Raw genomic sequence first — 23627 nt, forward strand, 5'->3', positions numbered from 1 at the left:
CCGTTAAGTTTGTGAATCTGACGTTAACACAACCTGATCCCTGAGTGCGGCGTCTCCGAGCCCCCGAACCTGCATGCCATGCACTCCGGGCAACGCCTGCTTCATCGCCTCGATGAACGCGCGCAGGCGCGGTGGCTGGTGGCGGGTGCCGGGGAAGACGACATGCACCGGCAGCGGCGGCGCCTGCCAGGCGGGCAGCAGCTGCACCAGGTCGCCGCTGGCCATGTCTTCGGCAACAATCCAGGCCGACACCACCGCCACGCCGAGCCCGGCGCGTACGGCCTGCTGCACGACGAACAGATTGTCGCTGAGCAGGCGCGGCCGGATGTCGATCTGCCGCGCATGGCCGTGCGGGTCACGCAGCACGATGCTGTCGCGGTAGAACGTGGTCAACGACACCCAGGGCAGGGCCTGCAGTGCTTCGGGCGTGTCCACCTTCCCACCGGCAAGCAGCGAAGGCGCTGCCACGACGATGCGGGGAACCTCGGCCAGCGGCAGGGCGACCACGCGCGGTTCGTCCACCGGTCCCACCCATACGGCGCAGTCGATGCCGCCGGCAATGAAGTCGGTACGCTGGTCGTCGAGTATCCATTCGATGCTCAGCTGCGGGTGGCTGGCCAGAAAGGTCAGCATCGAGGGCAGCAGCTGGGCCTGGCCAAACGCGTGGGGCACCATCACCCGCAACCGGCCGCGCAGAACCTGCGGCTCGCCCTGCAGTGCGGCCTGCAGTTCATCCCACTCGTCCACCACGCGCTGTGCCATCTGCTGGCAACGCCGTCCGTCATCGGTCAGCTGCAGCCCGTGTGTGGAGCGCTGCAGCAGCCGCAGCCCGAACTGGCGTTCCAGCGCCTGCAGACGTCGGCTCACGGTGGGCTGGGTGGTGCCCAGCTGCGCGGCGGCCGCCGACAGACTGCCACTGTCCACGATACGCAGGAAGGTGCGCAGCAGTTCGAGGCGGTCAGCAGATACGGGGCTGTCGGTCATGCGCATGGCGTATGCGAGGTATGCCTTGGAGGCTACTACAGACGAGGGTCGAATGGGCGCAACCTTGGCCACCTCTCCGCTCTGGTCCACGCCGATGTCCGCTTCTTCCACACATGCTGCTTCCCTGACTGACAGCGACGCTTCCCCGTCCTCCGCGCTGGTGCTGGCAATGGCCGCCGGTGCCGGCTTCTCGGTCGCCTCGCTCTATTACAGCCAGCCGATGCTGGGATTGATCGCCAGCGACCTGCACGCCCAAGGGGGCGGCGCCGGGTTGGTACCCACGGTGACCCAGCTTGGCTATGCACTGGGCATCCTGCTGCTGGCGCCGTTAGGTGACCGGTTCGACCGGCGCAGCTTGATCCTGTGCAAGTCCGCGCTGCTGGCGCTCGCGCTGGGTGGTGCGGCGCTGGCCGGGCAGCTGCCGGGCCTGTTGCTGACCAGCCTGTTGATCGGGCTGGCGGCGACGCTGGCGCAGGACATCGTGCCGGCCGCCGCCGCACTGGCGCCGGAGGCCCGGCGCGGGCAGGTGGTGGGCAAGGTGATGACCGGCCTGCTGCTGGGCATCCTGCTCTCGCGCGTGGTCAGTGGCGTAGTCGCGCAGGCATGGGGCTGGCGCACCCTGTACGTGCTGGCGGCCATCGCGGTCGCGCTGATGGGCGTGGTGCTGGCACGGGCGCTGCCGCGCTTCGCGGCCACCACCACATTGCGGTATCCGGCCCTGCTTGGCTCGCTGTGGCGGCTGTGGCGCGAGCAGCCCTCGCTGCGCCGTGCCGTGCTGAGCCAGTCGCTGCTGGCAGTGGGCTTCAGTGCGTTCTGGTCCACCCTGGCACTGATGCTGCAGCAGCAGCTGGGCCTGGGCAGTGCGGTCGCCGGGGCGTTCGGTATCGCCGGTGCGGCCGGTGCGCTTGCCGCGCCGCTGGCCGGGCGCTTCGCCGACCGGCTCGGCAGCACGGTCGTGGCGCGGCTGGCCATCGGCGTGGCGCTGGTCGGCTTTGCGCTGCTGCTGCTCGGGGGCGGGCTGTCAGCCGCTGCGCTGCTCGCGCTGCTGGCCATCAGTGCGCTGCTGTTTGATTTCGGCTTCCAGTCGGCGCTGGTCGCGCACCAGACCCTGGTCTACGGGCTGCTGCCTGCTGCACGCAGCCGGCTCAATGCGCTGCTGTTCACCGGTGTTTTCATCGGCATGGCCAGCGGTGGTGCGCTCGGCACGCTGGCACTGGCACGCTGGGGCTGGCAGGGCGTGGCCGCCCTGGCCACCGGTGCGGCGGCGGCCAGCCTGCTGGTGCGGTTGCGCCGCGCGTAGTTATCACGGCGGCGGGGTGGCTGCCGGCAGCAGGGTGAGAAAACGGCCGTCCTGCCGGTCCAGTGCCTTGCCTTCGTCGGCAATGGCGTCCTGGATGAAGGTGCCGGCGCGCTGGCCGTCATCGATGAAGGTCAGCGTGTGATAGGCGGGGCGCCCGCCCCAGTCCGGCGAGGGGACGGAGATGTAATGCACCGTGTAGGTGGGATCGTCGAAGTTCCCACGCATCACATACAGTCCCAGATGGTCCTCGCCGGCCGAGGTGATGCGGTAGACACCATTGGCGTAGTAGTACAGCGTGGCGCGCGGGAACGGCTTGGCCGGGTACATCGTGCGGTAGTGCAGCTGTTGACGCGCCACCAGCGCGCCACTGTCGATGGCCGGCACCTGCAGCGGTGCGCGCTCGCTGGGGGCAGGCGCGGCGGTGAGCAGGCCGAGCAGGGTGGCCATGGAAACGGCGTGCATGTCCGGTGCGCTCCCTCGACGGCAGCAGGCTGCCACGGAGCTCCACGTTCCCGCTGCACATGCCCTGCGGCAAGAGCTGTTGGCGTCAAGCGGCGCTCAACCCGCGCCCAGCTGGCTGGCCGTCGCCGACCGTGCGTGCGCAGCTTCGATGGACCTGCATCCGGCGCAGCGCGCTGGCCAAGCGCCGGTGACAGGCCGCGCGTGCCACCGGTTCCGGTTTCCATTGCGTCAGTGACGAGGCCGGGATGGCCGCTGCTGCTCCTGCGCGGATCAGCAGCGGGCTCAGCGCCTAGAAGAGCAGGGCGGCCATGCGCCGACGATAGCGGCTGACCAGGTCTTCGTCGCTGATGACGTTGAACGCGTCGATGAGCGCCTTGCGCGGCAGTCCGTTCTCGTAGGTGCGGTCCAGTCGCAGCATTTCCAGGAACTGCTCCAGCGCCGGTTCGTCCTCGCCTGCCAGCAGCAGCTGGACACCGCGCAGATGGCGCGCCTGCAGGTCGCCCCCATCGGCGGCAATGCGCGCCTGCAGCACCTCGGCGGCCGGCGCCTCCTTCAGCGCGGCGGCAAACTCCAGCCGGGCCCGCACGCGCACCGCGCGGTCATCGGTGGAGAGGTTGGCCGGCAGGCCGTCGATCAGGCCGCGTGCCTCATCGACCTGGCCCACCTGCAACAGGGCGACGGCCAGGTCCAGCTTGAGCTCGTCCTTGTCCGGCTCGGCCACGATCTGGGCGCGCAGCACGTCCACCTTTTCCTGTGGGCTCAACGGTGCCGGCTCGACGCCTTCGGCTTCGGTGCTGGCCTCGGCCGGGGTGATGCCGTGCTGGGTCAGGAACTCGCGCAGCTGCCCCTCGGGCAGCGCGCCGGGAAAACCGTCTACCAGCTGGCCGTCCTTGACCAGATAAACGGTCGGCACCGAACGGATCTGGAAGGCGGCAGCAATCTGCTGCTCCTTGTCCACGTCGACCTTGGCCAGCTGGAAGGCACCGTTGTACTCGTTGGCGAGCTTCTCCAGCATCGGCCCCAGGGTTTTGCAGGGGCCGCACCAGGTCGCCCAGAAGTCCACCAGCACCGGCACCTGCAGTGACTTCTGCAGGACCTCGGCTTCGAAGGTCTCGGTGGTGGCGTCAAAAACGTGCGCGGTCTCGCTCATGGAAATCCCGGTCTGCGGCAGTTGTCCGATTTGATGGGGGTGTGCCGTGTCGATATCAACCGTCCGCCGATCCGGCACATGTCGTGCGTCAACTCGCGCCAGGGATCGTCGACAATGGGGGCCTTCTCTGCCGGAGTGGTCCATGCGCGCATCTGCTGTCTTTCGTCTGCCCGGTCCGCTGGCCGCCGTGTTGTTCGTGGTGTCGGTTGTCGGCTTCGGCGCGGCGCTTCCCGGCTACCTGCAGGGCCGCCATCCCGTGGCGCTGCTCGGCGCAGGGGGGATGCCGCACGCGTTGGCGTTCAATCTGCTGGCCTGGATTCTGCCGGGCCTGCTGGCGGCGATGTGGGCCCTGCACCTGCGGGCGCGGCTGCCACGAACGGCCGCCTGGAGCGGGCGGCTAGGGGCGCAGATGCTGGTGGTGGCTGCGCTGGCCTTCGCCGGCATGGGGCTGCTGCCCCTTCAGGTCGAGGACCTCGACGGTCTGGCCAGCCAGCTGCATGCCAGCGCCTGGATGGTCTGGGTGCTGGGTTTTGTGGCCGGCGCGCTGCTGCTGGCTGCCGGTGTACGTCGGCAGGCCGGCGGGCTGGCGCTGCTGTCGGCAGGATGCGCCGTGCTGGCGGCGGTGGCGGGATTCGGCCTGCAGGGGCTGGTCGCCCAGCCGCTGGCCCAACGCGTGGTGTTCGGGGCGTGGCTGCTGTGGCTGGCCGTGGCGCCACAGCTGGTGCGGCGCTGGCCTTGAGCTGGACCGGGCCCGCCCGATGGGGTGGGGGCGGGGCGGGGCGGGGCGGGGCCGATGGAGGCCGGCGACACACTGAGGTACCCTATCCAGCTTTGCCGCCGCATACGCGTGTTCCATGACCAGCGCCGACCCCATCGCCTACGACCCGCAGCAGGTTGAAAATGCCGCCCAGCAGTACTGGGACACCACCGGTGCCTTCGAGGTCAACGAGACCTCGGACAAGCCCAAGTACTACTGCCTGTCGATGCTGCCGTATCCGTCCGGTGCGCTGCACATGGGCCATGTGCGCAACTACACCATTGGCGATGTGATCAGCCGCTACAAGCGGATGACCGGCCACAACGTGCTGCAGCCGATGGGCTGGGATGCCTTCGGCCTGCCGGCCGAGAACGCGGCGATCAAGAACAGGACCGCGCCGGCGGCGTGGACCTACAAGAACATCGACCACATGCGCAGCCAGCTCAAGTCGCTGGGCTACGCCATCGACTGGTCGCGCGAGTTCGCTACCTGCCGCCCGGACTACTACGTTCACGAGCAGCGCATGTTCACCCGGCTGATGCGCAAGGGCCTGGCCTACCGCCGCAACTCGGTGGTGAACTGGGACCCGATCGACCAGACCGTGCTGGCCAACGAGCAGGTCATCGATGGCCGCGGCTGGCGTTCGGGCGCGCTGGTGGAAAAGCGCGAGATTCCGCAGTGGTTCCTGCGCATCACCGACTATGCCCAGGAGCTGCTGGACGGCCTGGACGAGCTGCCGGGCTGGCCGGAGTCGGTCAAGACCATGCAGCGTAACTGGATCGGGCGCTCGGAGGGGCTGGAAATCCAGTTCGACGTGCGCGATGTCGATGGCAGCGCACTCGATCCGCTGCGCGTGTTCACCACCCGCCCGGATACGGTGATGGGGGTGACCTTTGTTTCCATCGCTGGCGAGCACCCGCTGGCCCAGCACGCCGCCACGGGCAACCCGGCGCTGGCCGCGCTGCTGGCCGAGCTGAAGCAGGGCGGTGTCTCCGAGGCTGAACTGGAAACCCAGGAAAAGCGTGGCATGGATACCGGCCTGCGCGCCGTGCACCCGGTGACCGGCGAGCAGGTGCCGGTGTGGGTGGCCAACTTCGTGCTGATGGGCTACGGCACCGGCGCGGTGATGGCGGTGCCGGGTCACGACCAGCGCGACAACGAGTTCGCCAACAAGTATGCGCTGCCGATCCGCCAGGTCATCGCGCTGAAGGACCCGCGCAACGACGACGAGCGCAGCTGGGATGGGACCCGCTGGCAGGACTGGTACAGCGACAAGAGCCGGCAGACCGAGCTGGTGAACTCGGCCGAGTTTGATGGGCTGGATTTCCAGGGGGCGTTTGAAGCCCTGGCCGAGCGCTTCGAGCGCAAGGCGCAGGGCCAGCGCCGGGTCAACTACCGCCTGCGCGACTGGGGCGTGAGCCGCCAGCGCTACTGGGGCTGCCCGATTCCGGTGATCTACTGCGACAAGTGCGGTGCCGTGCCGGTGCCGGAAGAGCAGCTGCCGGTGGTGCTGCCGGAGGACGTGGCGTTCTCCGGCACCGGTTCGCCGATCAAGACCGATCCGGAGTGGCGCAGGACGACGTGCCCCGAGTGCGGCGGCGCGGCCGAGCGCGAGACCGATACCTTCGACACCTTCATGGAGTCGAGCTGGTATTACGCCCGCTACACCTCGCCGGGTGCCCGCGATGCGGTGGACAAGCGCGGCAACTACTGGCTGCCGGTCGACCAGTACATCGGCGGCATCGAGCATGCGATCCTGCACCTGATGTATTTCCGCTTCTACCACAAGCTGCTGCGCGACGCGCGCATGGTGGACAGCAACGAACCGGCGCAGAACCTGCTGTGCCAGGGCATGGTGATCGCCGAAACCTACTACCGTCCCAATCCGGACGGGTCCAAGGACTGGATCAACCCGGCCGACGTGGAAGTGCAGCGCGACGAGCGCGGCCGCATCACCGGCGCCACCCTGATCGCCGACGGCCAGCCGGTGGTGGTCGGTGGCACCGAGAAGATGTCCAAGTCGAAAAACAACGGCGTGGACCCGCAGGCCATGGTGGCCAAGTACGGTGCCGACACCGTGCGTCTGTTCTCGATGTTCGCTGCACCGCCGGAACAGTCGCTGGAATGGAACGAAGCCGGCGTGGACGGCATGGCCCGTTTCCTGCGCCGCCTGTGGACCCAGGTGCACCGGCATGCTGCTGACGGCGCCGCACCGGCGCTGGACGTGGCGGCGCTGGATGCCGGGCAGAAGGCACTGCGCCGCAAAACCCACGAGACCATCGACAAGGTCGGCGACGACTACGGTCGCCGCCACAGCTTCAACACCGCCATCGCCGCGGTGATGGAGCTGATGAACGCGCTGGCCAGGTTCGACGATGCCAGTGCGCAGGGACGTGCGGTCCGTCAGGAAGCCCTGCAGTCGATCGTGCTGCTGCTCAACCCGATCACCCCGCACGCCAGCCATGCTCTGTGGCAGGTGCTGGGCCTGGGCGAGACCCTGCTGGAAGACCAGCGCTTCCCCGAGGCCGACCCGGCCGCGCTGGTGCGTGATGCGGTCACCCTGGCGGTGCAGGTCAACGGCAAACTGCGTGGCACCATCGAGGTGGCCGCCGATGCCGCGCGCGAGCAGATTGAAGCGCTGGCACTGGCCGAACCGAACGCGGCGAAGTTCATGGATGGCCTGACCGTGCGCAAGATCATCATCGTGCCCGGCAAGATCGTGAACATCGTCGTCGGCTGACCGTGCCCGACACCCGGGGCGGGCAGGGCAGACCCTGTCCGCCGTCGGGCGCCGGTCTCAACCCTCGTTCACGCGGCTTCGGGCACGATGCCTGCCTGTTGCCGCTACTGCCCGGCTCCTCCAGACTGTGCCCATGACCCGATACCTGCTTGCCTTCGCCCTCGCCCTCGGTCTGACCGGTTGCGGCTTCCATCTGCGCAACAAGTTGATGTTGCCGGCCGATACATCGGCGGTGCAGGTGGTTTCCACCGCGCCGTACAGCGAACTGGCCAAGCTGCTGCGCCGCAGTCTGGCAGGCTCGGGTGCGGTGATCGCCGATGCCGACGCCACCACACCGGCCGCGCGCCTGCAGGTGGTGTCCGAGCGTTGGGGCGACCTGCCCATCGCCATCGATGCCCAGGGCCGCGCCCAGGAATACAGCCTGCGCTACGCGGTGATCTTCAAGTTCACCCGCGAAGACGGCAGCGAGCTGGTGCCGCAGCAGGTGATCGAACTGGCTCGCGACTACGTGTCGCCGCCGACCGATGCCACCGGTACCACCACCGAGCGTGAAATCCTGGCTGACGAACTGCGCCGCGAGATGTCGGCCTCGATCATCCGCCGCATCGACAGCGTGGTGCGTGCCGAGCTGGCCAAGGGCAACGACCTGACCAAGGGTGTTCCGGCCACGACCACCGACACGCCGGCCCCCGCGCCGGTGCGGGAATGAGCAGGCGCTGATGGAACAACGCCCGGAGCAGTTGGCCAGTGCGTCGGGCAGTCAACCGCTCGCGCCGGTGTACCTGATCGCCGGTCCGGAAACGCTGCGGGTGCTGGAGGCAGCCGATGCGGTGCGCGCCCGCGCGCGCGCCGAAGGGATCGGCGAGCGCGAGGTGTTCGATGCCGATGGCCGTGACTTCGACTGGCGCACGCTGCAGCAGGGCTTCAATGCGCCCAGTCTGTTCAGCGCGCGGCGCCTGATCGAGGTGCGTCTGCCCAGTGGCAAGCCGGGCAAGGAAGGGGCAGAGGTCATCAGCGATTTCTGTGCCAATCCGCCACCGGACGTGGTGCTGCTGATCACCGCCAATGAATGGAGCAAGTCCCATCAGGGCAAGTGGGCCGAGGCGGTCAACCGCGTCGGCGTACTCTCGGTGGCCTGGGCGATCAAGCCGCACGAGCTGCCCGACTGGATCGAGCGGCGGCTGCGCGCCAAGGGCCTGCGGGTCGAGCCGCAGGCAGTGCAGCGCCTTGCCGAGCGCGTGGAAGGCAACCTGCTGGCCGCCGCTCAGGAAATCGACAAGCTCGCCCTGCTGGTCGAGCCTGGCCAGCCGGTGAATGTGGAGCGGTTGGAATCGCTGGTGGCCGATGCCGCCCGCTACGACGTGTTCCGTCTGCTCGAAGCCGCCTTCTCCGGCCAGGCACCGGCGGTGCTGCGCATGCTCGGTGGCCTGCGCGGCGAGGGTGAGGCCGTTGCCGCACTGATGCCGATGGTCATCCGCGAACTGCTGGCCGGCGCCGGGCTTGCCCGCGCGCAGGCGCGTGGAGGCAATCTGGCGGCCGAAATGAAGTCGCGTGGCATCTGGGAATCACGTCAGGCGCCGTACAAGCGCGCGCTGCAACGCCATCCCGAGAGCAAGCGCTGGGAGCGCTTTGTCGCCGAGGCCGGGCTGGTCGACCGTATCGCCAAGGGGCGCGCCGATGGCGACGCCTGGCTGGCGCTGGAGCGGCTGCTGGTCGTGGTGGCCGAGCCGCGGGCCGTGCGTCTGCTGGCGCGCGCCTGAGCCATGACGCTGCGCGTGTATTACGGCGGAACGTTCGATCCCGTGCATGACGGCCATCTGGCCATTGCCCGCGCCGCCCGCGATCAGCTGCAGGTCGCTGTCCGGCTGTTGCCTGCGGCCGATCCGCCGCACCGGCAGGCGCCCGGAGCAAGCGCTGAGCAACGCTGCGCGATGCTGGAGCTGGCCATCGGCAACGAGCCGGGTCTGTTGCTGGACCGGCGCGAACTGGTGCGAGCGGCGGCCACACCGGGCGTGCCGTCCTACACCGTGGATACGCTGGCCGGGCTGCGTGCCGAACTGGGCCCGGCGCGGCCGCTGGCCTGGCTGATCGGCGCCGACAGTCTGTTGGGGCTGCCCCGATGGCACCGCTGGCAGGCGCTGCTGCCGCTGACCCATTTCATCGTGGCCGAGCGTCCTGGCAGCCGCCTGCAGGACGCAGCGGATGGGGAACTGGGCGCGGCGTTGGCCGGCAGGTTCACCGACGATCCGCAGCGGCTGTTCGCCGAGCCTGCCGGCCGTGTCCTCCGGCTGCATCATCCGCTGCGCAGCGAATCGGCCAGCCAGGTACGCGAAGCAATCCGTAGCGACGGCGCCTGGCGCGAGCTGGTGCCGCCGAAGGTGGCGGCATACGTGCAGGCCCACGGGCTGTACGGCGCCGCCTCCTGACCCCGCCGCGCCGACGCGCGGCGCGTGTAGAGCCGGGCTCTGCCCGGCTGGGCCTTCGTGGAGCAGCGGGGCAGAGCCCCGCTCTACGTGGCTGGGCTTTCGCGCGGAGCAGCGGGGCAGAGCCCCGCTCTACGTGCGCGTGGTTCAATGGAGCGTGTCGACTGCCCGGTTGCCGCCATGACTGCCGGTGTAGCGGCAGCGTATCTGCTGGGGAACCTCGCCGGTGCGTTCGATGTGGGCGCGCAGTGCCCGCAGCACCGGCTTCCGCGAACCGGAAGGCACCTCGAGCGGCGTGTGCAGCGTGCTCGAGGGGCTGCGGCTGGCGCACGTGTAGCCGTCGACGCTGTGAGCAGCGCCTGCGGTCATCGTCTGCGGCCGCGGCGGCGTGGGCATGCCGCTGGCCGCGCTGGCCAAAGCCAGGCAACCGGCAATGAGCAGGACCTTGATGAACCCTGAGGCGTTCATGCGTGCTCCCGGTGATGCGGCAGGGATGCCTGCAACGACAGCCTCGCAACCTGTCGCCTACGGCGGAATCGGGTGCGGGTGGGCAGTCAGCCCCGGAAACAACAGATGTGAAGGTAGGGGAATACCGCCGAGGCCTGACCGCCGTATAATTGCCGCCACGTTCATCGAATCGAGCCGCTTTTGAGCAACCAGACCCAACCCCAGACCATCAAGGTCGATCTGCCGAGCCCGCCGCCGTCCGTGCCGGAGCTGCTGGCCAGCGTCCGTCAGGCGACCGAAGACCTCAAGGCCAAGGATCTGGTCGAGATCGACGTGCGCGGCAGGTCCAGCGTGGCCGACTACCTGGTGGTGGTGTCGGGCACCTCGACCCGCCATGTGAAGTCCATCGCCGATGAAGTGGTGCGCTTTGCCAAAAAGATCGACGTCATGCCGCTGGGTGTGGAAGGCGAACGCGAAGCCGAGTGGGTGCTGGTCGACCTGGGCGACATCATCGTCCACGTCATGCTGCCGCGCGTACGCGAGTTCTATGCGCTGGAACGCCTGTGGACGGTGGGCGACCAGCCGCCGGCCGAGGCCGAAGACGAAGCGGTCTGACCGCCGCACACGTGGTCGTGCTGCAACGGCGCCGATGGCGCCGTTGCTGTTTGGAGGAATGCTGATGAAAGCCCGATTGATCGCCACCGGCGAACGTGCCCCGTCCTGGGTGGCGCAGGGATTTGCCGAGTATCAGAAGCGGCTTTCGCACTGGTTGCCGTTCGAGCTGGTGGAGATCGAGCCGGGCCTGCGTGGCAAAGGGCGTGACGCGCGCCGCGCCACCGAGGATGAAGGACGTCGGGTGATCGCGGCACTGCCGAAAAATGCTTACGTGGTGGCGCTGGATGTCCCCGGTCGTCAGCTCAGCTCCGAGCAGCTTGCACAGCGACTGGAGCACTGGCGCGGGCAAGGCCGCGACATGGCCTTCCTCATCGGCGGACCGGAAGGCCATTCGCCGGAGGTCTCCGCGTTGGCGGACGAGAAGTGGTCGATCGGTCCCCTGACCCTGCCACACATGCTGGTGCGGCTGGTGGTGGCCGAACAGCTGTATCGCGCTGCGGCGATGCTGGCCAATCACCCCTACCATCGCGCGTGAAGAGTCGCTATACTTGCGGTCTGCCCCGCCCGAATAGCTCAGCCGGTTAGAGCACTTGACTGTTAATCAGGGGGTCGTTGGTTCGAGTCCAACTTCGGGCGCCATTCAAGTGGCACAGAAAAAAATCCGCATCGGTCGATGCGGATTTTTTTTTTGCTGCGTGTCACCTGGAAGAACTCAGTTGAACGTGTATTTCGCCCCCAGCGTGAAGTAACGGCCGATGGCGCCGCTGAAATGCAGCGGGTTGTAGTTCACGCCGCCATAGGTGGCCGGGTCGAGCGGCGCGATGCGGTCGAACACATTGGCTACCGAGCCGAACACTTCCAGATGCTCGTTGGCCTTCCAGTTGGCCGACAGATCGAACGTGGTGAACGAGGCCACCGAACAGTCGCCGGGGGCAGGGCGGCCATCGGCATAGAAGTTCAGGCAGTCGTCCTCCTTGGTGCCCCCGGTCTCGGCCAGGTTGTCCATGCTGCTGATGTAATTGACGATGCCGCTCAGCGACCAGGCTTCATAGGTCCAGGTCGCACCGAAATTGATGCGGTCCTTCGGCGTGCCGATGCAGTTGGTCACATCGCAGTTGCCATGGGTACCGGCGTATTCGTGGGTGGTGTCACCCTCGGTGCGCTCGAACTTGTTGATGTGGCTCCACTGCAAGTCCAGCCGCAGGTCACCGGCGGTCCCGAGCGGAATGTCCTGGCGGATGTCGGTGTCGATGCCCTCCACCTTGGACGAGTTGGCATTCACGTACCCGGTGTTGACGGCCAGGATCGAGCCGGTGCCGGGAACCCCGTTGAGCAGGTCGGTGTCGCGCAGTACGTTGCCTGCGGCAATGGCATCGGCCGTAGCGCCCTGCGCGATCTCGTTGATCCGCTTGATCCGCCATGCGTCGATGGTGATCGAGGTGGTGCGGGTGGGCTGCAGCACGATGCCCAACGTATAGCTCTTGGACTCTTCAGGTTCCAGAGCCGGGTTGGGTGTGGTGATGATCGCCACCGGTTGCAGGCCACAGTCGTCCTGCGTGCCACCCGGTGCGGGGCTGCCTTCCGGACAACGCACCGGGTCGCGCGCGCTGGAGAACGCGGCCAGGCCGCCATCGCCATTCTCAGCGGGGTTCGGCGCGCGGAAGCCTTCTGCATAGGTGCCGCGCAGGGCGAACCAGGGGGCAGGCGTCCACTTGAAGCCGGCCTTCGGCTTGACCGCATCGTCGCCGCTTTCATATTTGTCATAGCGCACCGCCGCGTTGAGCTCCAGCTGCTCCATCACTGGCGCGCTCAGTTCGGCGAAGGCCGCGTAGACGTTCTGTGTGCCGTCGTAAGCCGAATAGCCCAGCCCGATGATGTCGCCGACGTCGGTATAGGTCTGCGGTGTGAGCGTGTTGCTGGTACGCCGCCATTCGGTGCCCAGCGCCAGGCCGAGCGGCCCGCCGGCCATGTCCATCAGCGAACGGTTCACCTTGAAGTCGAAGATGTCCAGACTGCTCTTGGCGTTGGCCTGGATGATCGGTGAGATGTAGTCATACAGACTCTGCGGATTGGCCGCCGAGCCCTGGCCGATGTTCCAGGTACCTGCCGCGCAGGCTGGATCACCGAGCACGCACTGCACGGCGCTGTAACGCAGGAAGCCGGTGCGCTTGCTGACCAGGTTCGTCGACGAATGCAGATAGGCGGTGTCGTAGTCCCAGTCGCCCCAGGTACCTTTGACGCCGGCCAGGAAGCGGGTGAACTCGTTGCTGTTTCGGGTTACCCGCGGGCCCACGTCCCACGCCGAGTAGCGCACGCGCACCGGCACGCCATAGGGGTTGTCGGGATGGCTGGCATGCAGCACGGTGGCGCCGGGCCCACTGTTGGCGTTGACCGGTCCACCCGGGTAGCCCCAGGTACCGGAGACGCTGGAGGGCGTATTGCTGAAGACCGTATCCTTCTTCGAGTAGCCCATTTCGACGTAGGCCTCGGCGCTGTCGCCGATGGCGAAGGTGGCGCGGCTGAAGACGTTGGCGTACTTCTCTTCCGGGCTGAGGTCGCGGAACTGGCCGACATCCCACAGACAGCCGCCACCCGGGTCCTGCGGGGTCACGTTGGAGAACGCGGCGCAGCCAGGCAGCGAGACCAGCAGGCCGGTGGCCGGGTCGAACAGGCTGCCGGTGGGTGACACGCCGCCGCCGGCACCGCCGCCGGTGATGGCCCCGCCGAGGAACTGGCTGCCGCCAGCGCTGTAGCCCCATGGACGCAGGTCGCCGGTGCCGATCCACTTGCGGTTGCGCCGGTCGCTGACCCGGATGCCGTCGGTCTTGCCCACGTCCAGGCTGAAGAAGGCGTTCCAACCGTCTTCGGCCAGGCTCCCGGTACCGGCGGTCAGCGTGGCCTTGCGGGCATCGCCGTCACTGTCGCCGGACAGACCGTACGATGCGCGCAGGATCGCCCCGGTGAAGTCCTTGCGCAGGATGATGTTGACCACGCCGGCGATGGCGTCGGAGCCGTAGATCGAGGAGGCGCCGTCCTTGAGCACTTCCACCCGTTCCACCGCATCAAGCGGAATGGTGCTCAGGTCGGTGAAGACTTTCTGCCCGTCGTCGGCCAGCCCGTAGGTGGCCATGCGTCGGCCGTTGAGCAGCACCAGGGTGGAGCCTGCGCCCAGCCCGCGCAGCGAGATGCCCGCGCCACCGCCGGCAAAACCATTGCCGAAGGTCTTGGGCACCGAGCCGGAGCCATCGGAAGTGAGGGTCTGCAGATACTCGGCCACGGTGGTCTTGCCCGTGCGGTCCAGCTCCTGGCGACTGATCACCTGGACGGGCGAAGGGGTTTCGGTATCGGTACGCGGGATGTTGGAGCCGGTGACGGTGATGCGGTCGAGGTTGGTAGCCCGCTCCTGGGCCAGCGCTGGGGCGGCCAGACCGCCTGCCAGCAGCAGGGCGCCGCCGGTGAGAGCCTGGTTGATGGAGGCAGCCAGGCGCGAGCCATGGCGGCAACGGATGATGCGCGGACGAACATGGTTCACGGCACTCTCCTGGCAGGGTGGCCTTGCGGCCTGGACGCTGCGGTCCCCCTCCCGCAACGGCGCCAATCTAGGTTTCCAGCGAGTGACGTAACAGTGAAAAATTGCTTAACCGGGGCACGGCAGCCCCCGGGTCGTGCACGATCGTGATGCATCAGGGTGACGACCCAAGGGTCGTCACCTGCCGAAGCATGAGGGATCAGCGGCCCAGTTCGAAGACCACGTCCAGGTTGACCGACACCGTGGTTTCTCCCGCGGCCACCGGCGTGGACATGTCGGCTGCCATCGGCGCGGCGGCCATGCGGGCCATCATCACCGGTCGGATGCCACCACTGCTCTCGGAGATGCTGACGATGCGGCGCACCTTCAGGCCCAGCGAGCGGGCATACGTCTCGGCACGATCCTGGGCCTTCTTCAGTGCGGCCAGACGGGCCTCGTCCTCGACCGGGCCCGGCTCGTCGATCTGGAACGTCGGACCGTTGATCTGGTTCGAGCCCTGCGCTGCCAGCGCGTCAAGCACCTTGCCGAGGTTGGCGATGTCGCGCACCTTGAGGCTGACGGTGTTGCTGGCCTGGTACCCGGTGATCTTCGGCGCCTCGTTGTCCGCGTAGCGGTACTGCGGACTGAGATTGACGCCACTGGTCTGCACATCGCGCTCGGCGATGCCGGCGGCCTTGATGGCGGCCAGCACCTGGCTCATCTGCTGGGCGTTCTGTGCCATGGCGCTCTTGCCGTCGGCGGCCTGGGTGACCACCCCGGCCGAGAGCGAGGCGATGTCGGGAACGCGGCTGGCCTCGGCGCTGGCCGAGACGTTGAGCAGCGTGCCATCGGCAGGCGCGGCAGCGTAGGCGGGCGTGGCGGCATGTGCGGTCATCGAGGTTCCCAGGGCGAGCGACAGGGCAAGCAGCAGAGGCGAAATGGACAGGCGACGCATGGAGATCTCCTTGGTGTGCAGCGAGGGTGCTGGCAGGGGAATGAACGCGTTGTGAGCCGCAGTGGGGTTGCCGGGGCTTCGGCCCCGGTTGCCGACGATTCAGGCCTGCCGCGCAGGTTATGCTTGTCAGATGCTCTATCTTGCCTCCCGCTCCCCCCGTCGTTCACAGCTGCTCGCCCGCCTTGGCCGCCCCTTCCAGACGCTCGCGCTGGAAGTGCCCGAAGTACGCGCGGAGGGCGAGTCGCCACGTGATTACGTGCTGCGCGTTGCCACCGACAAGGCGCGTGCGGGGTTGGCGCAGACCGCCGGTGGCGCACAGGCGGCCTGGGTGCTGGGCTCGGACACCGAGGTGGTGCTGGGCGATCGCGTGTTCGGCAAACCGGCCGACGCGGCTGACGCCTGCGCCATGCTGCACGCACTGTCCGGACGCACCCACGAGGTGCTGACCGCCGTGGTGCTGGCAGGCGAGCATGCGCTGCATCACACGCTGGTGGTGTCGGAGGTAACGTTTGCCACGGTGGATGCGGCGACCATCGCCGCCTACGTTGCCAGCGGCGAGCCGATGGACAAGGCCGGCGCCTACGCGATCCAGGGCGGCGCCGAGCGCTTCATCACCCATCTGGCCGGCAGCCATTCGGCGGTCATGGGCCTGCCCCTGCACCACACCGATGCGCTGCTGGCGCAGGTCGGCCTCCCGTTCTCCACCGTTTCCGCCACCGAGGCCGCTGCTGATGTCTGAGGAAATCCTGGTCAATGTGACGCCCCGCGAAACCCGCGTCGCGGTGATCGAGAACGGCATGCTGCAGGAACTGCACATCGAACGTGGCTGGCGCCGTGGGGTAGTGGGCAACATCTACAAGGGCAAGGTGCAGCGCGTGATGCCCGGCATGCAGGCCGCCTTTGTCGACGTCGGCCTGGAGCGGGCCGCGTTCCTGCACGCCAACGACGTGGTACGCCCGGCTCCGGTCGCCAATGGCGATACCGAGAACACCTCCTTGCCGCTTTCGTCGGTTCCGATCGTCGAACTGCTGCGCGATGGCCAGGACATCGTGGTGCAGGTGGTCAAGGATCCGATCGGCAGCAAGGGCGCCCGCCTGACCACCCAGATCAGCATTCCGTCGCGCTACATGGTGCTGCTGCCGCAGTCCAAGGTGGTCGGGGTGTCGGCGCGCATCGAGGACGAAGCCGAGCGCGCCCGTCTGAAGGCGCTGGTCTCCGAGCTGTCGGCCCAGCATGGCGGCTACGGCTACATCGTGCGCACCAATGCCGAAGGCCAGCCGGCCGAAGCCATCGCCGAAGACGTGGCCTACCTGTCGCGGGTCTGGAACGTGGTCGAGCGCCGGGGGCGCGAAGCTCCCTCGTGCTCGGTGATCTACGAGGACCTGAGCCTGCCGCTGCGTTCGGTGCGCGACCTGATCCGCAAGGACGTGGACAAGGTGAAGGTGGACTCGAAGGAAACCTTCGCCCAGCTGCAGGCGTTCGTGGCCAAGTACATGCCGGTGCTGGCCGAGAAGCTGGAGCTGTACGGCGGTGACCGCCCGATCTTCGACATGTTCGGGGTCGAGGATGAGATCGGGCGCGCGCTGGACAAACAGGTGCCGCTGAAATCCGGCGGCTATCTGGTGATCGACCAGACCGAGGCGATGACCACCATCGACGTCAACACCGGCTCGTTCGTCGGCCAGCGCAACCTCGAAGAAACCGTGTTCCGGACCAATCTGGAGGCGGCCCAGGCAGTGGCGCGGCAGCTGCGCCTGCGCAATCTGGGCGGCATCATCATCATCGACTTCATCGACATGGATGATCCGGAACACCGCCGCCAGGTGCTGCGCACGCTGGAAAAGGCGCTGGCCCGCGACCACGCCAAGACCACCGTGTACGAGTTCTCGCCGCTGGGGCTGGTGGAGATGACCCGCAAGCGCACCGTGGAAAGCCTGGAGCGCCAGCTCTCCGAGCCGTGCCCGGAATGCAGCGGCCGCGGTTCGATCAAGACCGCCGAAACCGTGACCTACGAGATTTTCCGCGAGATCACCCGTGCGGTGCGCCAGTTCGATGCCGCACGCCTGCTGGTGATCGCCTCGCCCAAGGTGGTGGCGCGCATCACCGACGACGAGTCCACCGCGGTCGCTGAACTGGAAGAGTTTCTGGGCAAGAGCATCCGTTTCCAGGCCGACGAGCAGTACCTGCAGGAGCAGTTCGATGTGGTCCTGCTGTAAGCGCGCTGTGGCGCGTCGCGACGGTCGATGAACGCGCCGCCGCGCCTGCGACTGCGAAGGATCCGCCGTCTTGCTGCCTGTACCGTCGCCGTGGCCCTTGTCGTCGTGGCGCTGCTGGTGGGCACCCTCAGCCAGCTGCTGCCGTTGGCCGAGCGCCATCCGCAGCAGGTGGCCGACTGGCTGAGCAGCCGTGCCGGCCAGCCGGTCCGGTTTGAACACCTCACGACCGAGTGGACCCGCCGTGGTCCGCTGCTGCAGCTGGAGGGCCTGCGCATCGGCCCCGGCGACGGGCTCCATATCGGCCAGGCGCAGGTGCAGGTGGCCATGTATGCCGGCCTGCTGCCGGGTCGCTCGTTGACCGAGCTGCGCCTGCGCGGCCTGGATCTGACCCTGCAACGTGATGACGATGGCCGCTGGCGCGTGCGTGGGCTGCCCGATGCGCAGTCCGGCGATCCGCTCGATGCCCTGCGCCGCCTCGGCGAGCTGCAGGTGGAGCGCGGCAAGCTGCATGTACTGGCGCCGGCGCTGGGGCTGGACGCGCGCGTGCCGCGCATCGATCTGCGTCTGCGCGTCAACGGCGACCGCCTGCGGGTCGGTGTGCGGGCCTGGGCCGACGAGGCTGCTCCACCACTGGCCGCGGTGCTCGACGTCGACCGTCGCAAGGGAGATGGGCAGGCCTGGCTGGGTGCGGACCCGGTCGACCTGGCGCCGTGGTCGGCCCTGCTTGCGGCGGGCGGGTTGCGCCTGCAGCAGGGTCAGGGTGAACTCAGTGCCTGGGTGGATCTGCGTGATTTCCGCCCGGTGATGGTGACCACCGATTCGGATCTGCGTGCGCTGCGGCTGACTGGAGCGCCGCTCCCGCATGATGCCTCCCCTGCGGTGGAGCTGCAGCGGGTGCAGGTCCGGGCACGCTGGCGCTACAGTCGCGGGGGCTGGCGCGCCGAAGCGCCGCGTCTGCGCATCGCGATGGACGGCAGGGAGCAGGTGCTCGATGGACTGCTGCTCGGCGGCGGCCAGCATCTGGCCCTGTTGGGGGACAACGTCGAGGCCGGTGCCGCGTTGCGCGTGCTGGCGTTGAGCGACCGTATCGCAGCCGGCACACGCGACTGGTTGTTCCGCGCGCGGCCGCAGCTGCAGGTCAAGCGGTTGGAGCTCTACGGCGAGCGCGATGGGGCACTGCGTGCACGTGGCGAGCTGGCGCAGCTTTCGTTTGCCAGCGTCGACGGCGGCCCCGGACTGCAGGGCGTGGCCGGGCGCTTCGAGGGTGACGCGCAGGGTTTCATCCTGGACATGGACGCCCAGCGTGAGCTGCAGTTCAACTGGCCGGCGGGCTTTGGCGTGCGTCACGACGTGCATCTGGCCGGCCAGGTGGTGGGCTGGCGCGACGAGGCCGGTGGCTGGCGCATCGGCACACCAGCACTGCGCGTGCAGGGCACCGACTACGCCGCTGACGTGCGCGGCGGCATGTGGTTCCAGGGCAATGGCAGCGCCCCGTGGCTGCAGCTGGCGGCCCGGCTTGATGATGTGCCGATGACCGCTGCCAAGCGGTTCTGGATTCATTCAAAGATGAGCCAGGCCGCCACCGACTGGCTGGACATGGCACTGGTGGACGGCCATGTCCGCGGCGGCATCGGGCTGGTCACCGGTGATCTGGAGGATTGGCCGTTCGACAATCACGACGGCATCTTCCAGGCCAGTGGCCATATTGATGGCGGCAGCATCCGCTTCCAGAACGACTGGCCGGTGATGGACCAGGTCGATGCGGACATCGACTTCGTCGGGCCCGGTTTCCAGCTGCGCGGACGCGGCCAGCTGGCCGGCGTGGCGGTGGAAGGGCTGCAGGCCGGCATCGACAACTTCGCCCATGCGCCGCTGTATGTGCGCGCGCGCAGCAACAGTGACGCAGCGACGCTGCTGGCCATGCTCAAACGCAGTCCGTTGCACGAGGAGTACGCTGACACGCTGGACAACCTGGTGGCCAGCGGACCGGCAGCGGTGACCTTCGACCTGCTGCAGCCGCTGCATCACGATCAGCCGGGTCATCTGCAGGGCACAGTGGAACTCTCCGGTGCCAGGCTGGTCGAGAACCGCTACGCACTGGCGTTTGATGAGGTGCGTGGTTCGGCCCGGTATGGCAGTGGCGGCTTTGCGGCCGAGCAGCTGGCCGTGCGCCATCTCGGCCAGCCAGGTCTGCTGGACCTGCGCGCTGGCAGCTACGTGCGCGACCCGCAGCACGCTTTCGAGTCGCAGCTGCAGGCCACCATGGATGCCGGGCTGCTGCTCGACCGCGCGCCGGAGCTGGCATGGCTCAAGCCCTATATCAACGGCAGCTCGCGCTGGAACATCGGCGTCACCCTGCCCAAGGTGCCGGTCGGCACGACAGTGACCGCCGCGGCGACGGCACCGGCCGCGCAACTGCACCTGCATTCGGACCTGGTCGGCACCCGGCTTGACCTGCCCGCGCCGCTGGACAAGCCGGCCGGGGAGGCGCTGGCGACCTCGGTTGATGCGCCTCTGCCGATGGGCGCCGGGCGCATCGATGTGGCCTTCGGCGAGCGGCTGGCGCTCGCCGCGCGCAGTCAGGGCAACCAGACCGGCGTACAGGTCACGCTGGGCCGCTCGCGCGTGGACCGCGAGCCGCCGGCCAGTGGACTGGCCATCAATGGCCGCAGCGGTTCGCTGGATGCACTGGAATGGATCAGCCTGGCGCGGGGCGGCGACAGCGATGGCGATGACATGCCGCTGCGCTCGGTGGACGTGCAGGTGGCCCAGCTGCTGCTGGCCGGTGGCGTGTTCGAGAACACACGCCTGAACCTGCGACCCGGTCCGCAGCAGCTGCAGGTGAACCTGCAGGGGCCGTCGCTGGAAGGGCAGCTGCAGGTACCCAACGCCAGTGGCGGCACCATCAGCGGCAGTTTGAAGCGGGTGTACTGGCGTTCGCTGCCGGCCAAGGTCAAGGTGCCGGCCGACGGCGCCCTGATCCAGCTGCCCGACGCCGCGCCGACCGTTGCACGCGTGGAAGCGACCGCCGAGGATACCGATCCGGCCGCGGTGCCGCCGCTGTCGTTGGACGTGGCGGATCTGCAGTTCGGCAACATCAAGCTCGGCCAGGCGGTGCTGCGTACCCATCCGGTAGCGGGCGGGCTGAGCGTGGACCAGCTGACGTTCCGCTCACCGCACCAGGCCATCGACGTGCATGGGCGCTGGCTGGGGAAGGGCGCGGCCGCACGTACCGAGGTGACCGCGCAGGTACGCAGCGAGGACCTGGGCGCGTTGCTGGCCGATCTGGACCAGCCTGGCCAGCTGCGCGGTGGTCAGGGCCGGATCGACCTGCAGGCGGGCTGGCCGGGCGGTCCCTCCGATTTCCAGCTGGGCGATCTGCAGGGGCAGCTGCAGCTGCAGGCACGCAATGGCCAGCTGCTCGAACTCGAGCCCGGTGCCGGGCGCGTGCTCGGCCTGCTGAGCGTGGCCCAGCTGCCGCGGCGGCTGATGTTCGACTTCCGCGATTTCTTCTCCAAGGGCCTGGCCTTCAACCAGGTCGCTGGCAGTGTGCAGTTTGGACAGGGCTCGGCCACCACCGACGGCATCACCATCGAAGGCCCGGCGGCGGACATCCGCATTCGTGGTCGCACCGACCTGCGCGCGCAGCAGTTCGACCAGATCATCGACGTCAACCCACGCTCAGGCAACCTGCTGACCGTCGTAGGCGCGGTGGCCGGTGGTCCGGTGGGTGCTGCGCTGGGCGCGGCGACCAACGCGGTGCTGGCCAAGCCGCTCGGCGAGATCGGTGCCAAGACCTACCACGTCACCGGCCCCTGGAAAGAGCCCAAGGTCGAGGTGGCCGAGCGCCAGCCATCGGCGCCGCGCAAGTCTGCACCGGCCCGCTAGACGGCCACGGCCGAGGCCGCCCGCTGTTTTCCGTTCATCCGGCGCACCTTGCATGGCCGCGCCTCGCCCCAAGATCAGGACAATGACCGACAACGCACTGACGCTTGCCCACCACCGCCTGCTGCAGCCCGCAGGGCTCGATGCGGGAACCCTGGAACAGACCTTCGGCCATCTGCTTGGCCCGGGCATCGACTTTGGCGACCTGTATTTCCAGCACGCCCGCCGCGAAAGCTGGAGCGTGGAGGACGGCATCGTCAAGGATGGCGCCCACTCGATCGAGCAGGGTGTGGGCGTACGCGCCATGGCCGGAGAGAAGACCGGGTTTGCCTATTCCGATGACATCCAGCGCGACGCGCTTACCGCAGCGGCGCAGTCGGCGCGGGCGATCTCCCGCGAGGGCGGCGCACTGGCCGGAAAGTCGCTGGTGCGGGGTCACGGCCGCGCGCTGTACCCGGCCGTTGATCCGGTCGACAGCCTTGGCAACGAGGCCAAGGTCGAGGTGCTCAAGCGCCTGGACGCCTTCCTGCGCGCGGCAGACCCCCGCGTCAAGCAGGTCATGGTGGGTCTGTCCGGTGGCGTGGATACGGTGCTGATCGCGCGCAGCGACGGTGTGCTGGCAGCCGACATCCGGCCGCTGGTGCGGCTCAACGTGCAGGTCATCGTCGAGCAGGGTGGCCGCCGTGAGTCCGGATACGCCGGCGGCGGCGGCCGTTACGACTACGCCGAGCTGTTCGCCAGCGGGCGCCCCGAAGCCTTCGCCCGCGAAGCCCTGCGCCAGGCGCTGGTGAACCTTGAAGCGGTGTCGGCACCGGCCGGCGTGATGCCGGTGGTACTGGGACCTGGCTGGCCGGGCGTGCTGCTGCACGAAGCGGTGGGCCACGGGCTGGAAGGCGATTTCAACCGGAAGGGCACCAGCGTCTACGCGGGCCGCCTCGGCCAGCGGGTAGCCGCGCCCGGCGTGACCATCGTCGATGACGGCACGCTGGAGGGGCTGCGCGGTTCGCTGAACATCGACGACGAAGGGCAGCCCACCCAGTGCACGACGCTGATCGAGGACGGCATTCTGGTGGGCTACATGCAGGACAGCCTCAACGCGCGGCTGATGGGCATGACGCCGACCGGCAACGGTCGCCGCGAGTCCTTCGCGCACCTGACCATGCCGCGCATGACCAACACCTACATGCGCGCTGGGCAGCACGACCCGGAAGAAATGATCCGCTCGGTGAAAAAGGGGCTCTACGCGGTCAACTTCGGCGGCGGGCAGGTCGACATCACCAGCGGCAAGTACGTGTTCTCGGCGACCGAGGCCTACCTGATCGAAAACGGTCGCATCACCGCGCCGGTGAAGGGCGCCACGCTGATCGGCAACGGGCCGGAAACCATGCAGAAGGTGCGCATGATCGGCAACGACCTCGCACTGGATGCGGGCGTGGGTATCTGCGGCAAGGACGGGCAGAGCGTGCCGGTGGGCGTGGGTCAGCCCTCGCTGCTGATCGACGGACTGACCATCGGCGGCACGCAGGCCTGAACGTGCGGGTGATTGCGCCGCATGCCAGCGGCGGCCCGGCGGCCGCCGCGCACCGGACCTCAGTCCTGTTCGCTTTCCCCGTCGAGGTCGCTGGCCTCGTGGGCAGCGCTGATCAGCCCCAGCGCGGCGGGCAGCATCAGCGTGCGCAGCACCTGGAAGATCTCGCGGTAGGCACGCGGCGGTTTGTTCTTCGCCTTCTCGGCCTGTGCGTTGCGGACCAGCGTACGCAGCTGCTGGCGGTCGGCCTGCGGGTATTCGTCCAGCAGCGCGGCCAGCGCGGTATCACCCTGCTCAAGCAGACGCTCGCGCCAGTCCTCGGCCCGGTGCAGCATCGCCACCTCACGCCGCGAGGTATCGCTGTTGGCATCCAGCGCATCGCGGATCGCCTCCAGCGTAGCTTCGTCTTCCCGGCGCATGTGCTTGGCCAGGAAGGCGAGCTGGCGCTTGTGCGCGATGTGCGCGGTGATGCGCTTGCACTCGGCGATGTGCGGCAGCAGGTCTTCCGGAATCGGCAGGCGCGCCAGCTGTGCCGGGGTCAGCGACACCAGTTTCTCGCCAAGGGCCAGCACTTCCAGGGCTTCGCCGCGCTTCTGCTTGCGGCTCTTGTCAAGGAATTCACCGGTTTCTTCGTCGCGTCCGCGCATCGTCTGTTCC

19 protein-coding genes and 1 tRNA gene are annotated in these 23627 nt (G+C 68.2%); 13 read left to right on the forward strand and 7 right to left on the reverse strand.

Annotated elements, in window-relative coordinates:
* Nucleotides 1-3: 3 nt before the first annotated feature.
* The gene (locus RZA67_RS05195) at nucleotides 4-984 is read right to left on the reverse strand and encodes a LysR family transcriptional regulator (protein ID WP_317211564.1); all 981 of its coding nucleotides are present in this window, start codon (nucleotides 982-984) and stop codon (nucleotides 4-6) included.
* A gap of 169 nt (nucleotides 985-1153) precedes the next feature.
* Here RZA67_RS05195 and RZA67_RS05200 point away from each other — a divergent pair, with 169 nt between their 5' ends.
* Nucleotides 1154-2284 (forward strand): MFS transporter, encoded by a 1131-nt coding sequence (locus tag RZA67_RS05200; protein ID WP_317213822.1) that lies wholly within the window; start codon nucleotides 1154-1156, stop codon nucleotides 2282-2284.
* A gap of 3 nt (nucleotides 2285-2287) precedes the next feature.
* On the opposite strand, the gene RZA67_RS05205 is transcribed toward RZA67_RS05200, so the two are convergent.
* Both RZA67_RS05205 and trxA read right to left on the reverse strand, forming a co-directional pair.
* Nucleotides 2288-2746 (reverse strand): hypothetical protein, encoded by a 459-nt coding sequence (locus RZA67_RS05205; protein ID WP_317211566.1) that lies wholly within the window; start codon nucleotides 2744-2746, stop codon nucleotides 2288-2290.
* A gap of 289 nt (nucleotides 2747-3035) precedes the next feature.
* The gene (trxA, locus tag RZA67_RS05210; protein WP_317211568.1) at nucleotides 3036-3896 is read right to left on the reverse strand and encodes a thioredoxin; all 861 of its coding nucleotides are present in this window, start codon (nucleotides 3894-3896) and stop codon (nucleotides 3036-3038) included.
* A gap of 142 nt (nucleotides 3897-4038) precedes the next feature.
* Between trxA and RZA67_RS05215 the strand changes: the two genes are divergently transcribed.
* The 5 genes from RZA67_RS05215 to nadD all read left to right on the forward strand — a co-directional run bounded on the left by RZA67_RS05215 (nucleotide 4039) and on the right by nadD (nucleotide 9819).
* Nucleotides 4039-4635 (forward strand): DUF998 domain-containing protein, encoded by a 597-nt coding sequence (locus RZA67_RS05215; RefSeq protein WP_317211569.1) that lies wholly within the window; start codon nucleotides 4039-4041, stop codon nucleotides 4633-4635.
* 115 nt (nucleotides 4636-4750) lie between these two features.
* Nucleotides 4751-7393 carry a leucine--tRNA ligase gene (gene leuS, locus RZA67_RS05220; RefSeq protein ID WP_317211570.1) on the forward strand — a complete coding sequence of 881 codons (2643 nt, stop codon included), beginning with the start codon at nucleotides 4751-4753 and terminating at the stop codon, nucleotides 7391-7393.
* A gap of 133 nt (nucleotides 7394-7526) precedes the next feature.
* Complete coding sequence (gene lptE / locus RZA67_RS05225) at nucleotides 7527-8102, forward strand: LPS assembly lipoprotein LptE (protein WP_317211571.1); 576 nt, start codon at nucleotides 7527-7529, stop codon at nucleotides 8100-8102.
* A gap of 10 nt (nucleotides 8103-8112) precedes the next feature.
* Nucleotides 8113-9153, forward strand: coding sequence for a DNA polymerase III subunit delta (gene holA, locus RZA67_RS05230; RefSeq protein ID WP_317211572.1), 1041 nt, complete (start codon nucleotides 8113-8115; stop codon nucleotides 9151-9153).
* A 3-nt stretch (nucleotides 9154-9156) separates the two neighbouring features.
* Complete coding sequence (gene nadD / locus RZA67_RS05235; RefSeq protein WP_317211573.1) at nucleotides 9157-9819, forward strand: nicotinate-nucleotide adenylyltransferase; 663 nt, start codon at nucleotides 9157-9159, stop codon at nucleotides 9817-9819.
* A gap of 144 nt (nucleotides 9820-9963) precedes the next feature.
* On the opposite strand, the gene RZA67_RS05240 is transcribed toward nadD, so the two are convergent.
* Nucleotides 9964-10284, reverse strand: a complete 321-nt coding sequence (locus RZA67_RS05240; RefSeq protein WP_317211574.1) for a hypothetical protein — start codon at nucleotides 10282-10284, stop codon at nucleotides 9964-9966.
* 180 nt (nucleotides 10285-10464) lie between these two features.
* On the opposite strand from RZA67_RS05240, the gene rsfS reads away from it, so the two are divergent.
* The 3 genes from rsfS to RZA67_RS05255 all read left to right on the forward strand — a co-directional run bounded on the left by rsfS (nucleotide 10465) and on the right by RZA67_RS05255 (nucleotide 11517).
* The gene (gene rsfS, locus RZA67_RS05245) at nucleotides 10465-10878 is read left to right on the forward strand and encodes a ribosome silencing factor (RefSeq protein ID WP_317211575.1); all 414 of its coding nucleotides are present in this window, start codon (nucleotides 10465-10467) and stop codon (nucleotides 10876-10878) included.
* Nucleotides 10879-10942: 64 nt separating this feature from the next.
* Nucleotides 10943-11413 (forward strand): 23S rRNA (pseudouridine(1915)-N(3))-methyltransferase RlmH, encoded by a 471-nt coding sequence (gene rlmH, locus RZA67_RS05250; protein ID WP_317211576.1) that lies wholly within the window; start codon nucleotides 10943-10945, stop codon nucleotides 11411-11413.
* Between the two features lie 27 nt (nucleotides 11414-11440).
* Nucleotides 11441-11517 (forward strand) — tRNA-Asn (locus RZA67_RS05255).
* 73 nt (nucleotides 11518-11590) lie between these two features.
* On the opposite strand, the gene RZA67_RS05260 is transcribed toward RZA67_RS05255, so the two are convergent.
* Both RZA67_RS05260 and RZA67_RS05265 read right to left on the reverse strand, forming a co-directional pair.
* A complete protein-coding gene (locus RZA67_RS05260) occupies nucleotides 11591-14410 on the reverse strand; it encodes a TonB-dependent receptor (protein ID WP_317211577.1) in 2820 nt (939 codons plus the stop codon).
* A 196-nt stretch (nucleotides 14411-14606) separates the two neighbouring features.
* Nucleotides 14607-15341, reverse strand: a complete 735-nt coding sequence (locus RZA67_RS05265; RefSeq protein ID WP_317211578.1) for an SIMPL domain-containing protein — start codon at nucleotides 15339-15341, stop codon at nucleotides 14607-14609.
* Nucleotides 15342-15471: 130 nt separating this feature from the next.
* Here RZA67_RS05265 and RZA67_RS05270 point away from each other — a divergent pair, with 130 nt between their 5' ends.
* The 4 genes from RZA67_RS05270 (at nucleotide 15472) to tldD (ending at nucleotide 22973) form a co-directional block, all read left to right on the forward strand.
* Nucleotides 15472-16080, forward strand: coding sequence for a Maf family nucleotide pyrophosphatase (locus RZA67_RS05270; RefSeq protein ID WP_317211579.1), 609 nt, complete (start codon nucleotides 15472-15474; stop codon nucleotides 16078-16080).
* Nucleotides 16073-17557, forward strand: a complete 1485-nt coding sequence (rng, locus tag RZA67_RS05275; protein ID WP_317211580.1) for a ribonuclease G — start codon at nucleotides 16073-16075, stop codon at nucleotides 17555-17557. Before RZA67_RS05270 ends, rng begins: the two co-directional genes overlap by 8 nt.
* A 27-nt stretch (nucleotides 17558-17584) precedes the next feature.
* Nucleotides 17585-21445, forward strand: coding sequence for a YhdP family protein (locus RZA67_RS05280; protein WP_317211581.1), 3861 nt, complete (start codon nucleotides 17585-17587; stop codon nucleotides 21443-21445).
* Nucleotides 21446-21527: 82 nt separating this feature from the next.
* Nucleotides 21528-22973 carry a metalloprotease TldD gene (gene tldD, locus RZA67_RS05285; protein ID WP_317211582.1) on the forward strand — a complete coding sequence of 482 codons (1446 nt, stop codon included), beginning with the start codon at nucleotides 21528-21530 and terminating at the stop codon, nucleotides 22971-22973.
* A gap of 59 nt (nucleotides 22974-23032) precedes the next feature.
* Here tldD and yjgA read toward each other — a convergent pair whose 3' ends face one another.
* Complete coding sequence (gene yjgA, locus RZA67_RS05290; RefSeq protein WP_317211583.1) at nucleotides 23033-23617, reverse strand: ribosome biogenesis factor YjgA; 585 nt, start codon at nucleotides 23615-23617, stop codon at nucleotides 23033-23035.
* Nucleotides 23618-23627 lie beyond the last annotated feature (10 nt).

The organism is Stenotrophomonas sp. C3(2023), assembly GCF_032911385.1.
In the GTDB taxonomy this organism is placed as follows: domain Bacteria; phylum Pseudomonadota; class Gammaproteobacteria; order Xanthomonadales; family Xanthomonadaceae; genus Stenotrophomonas.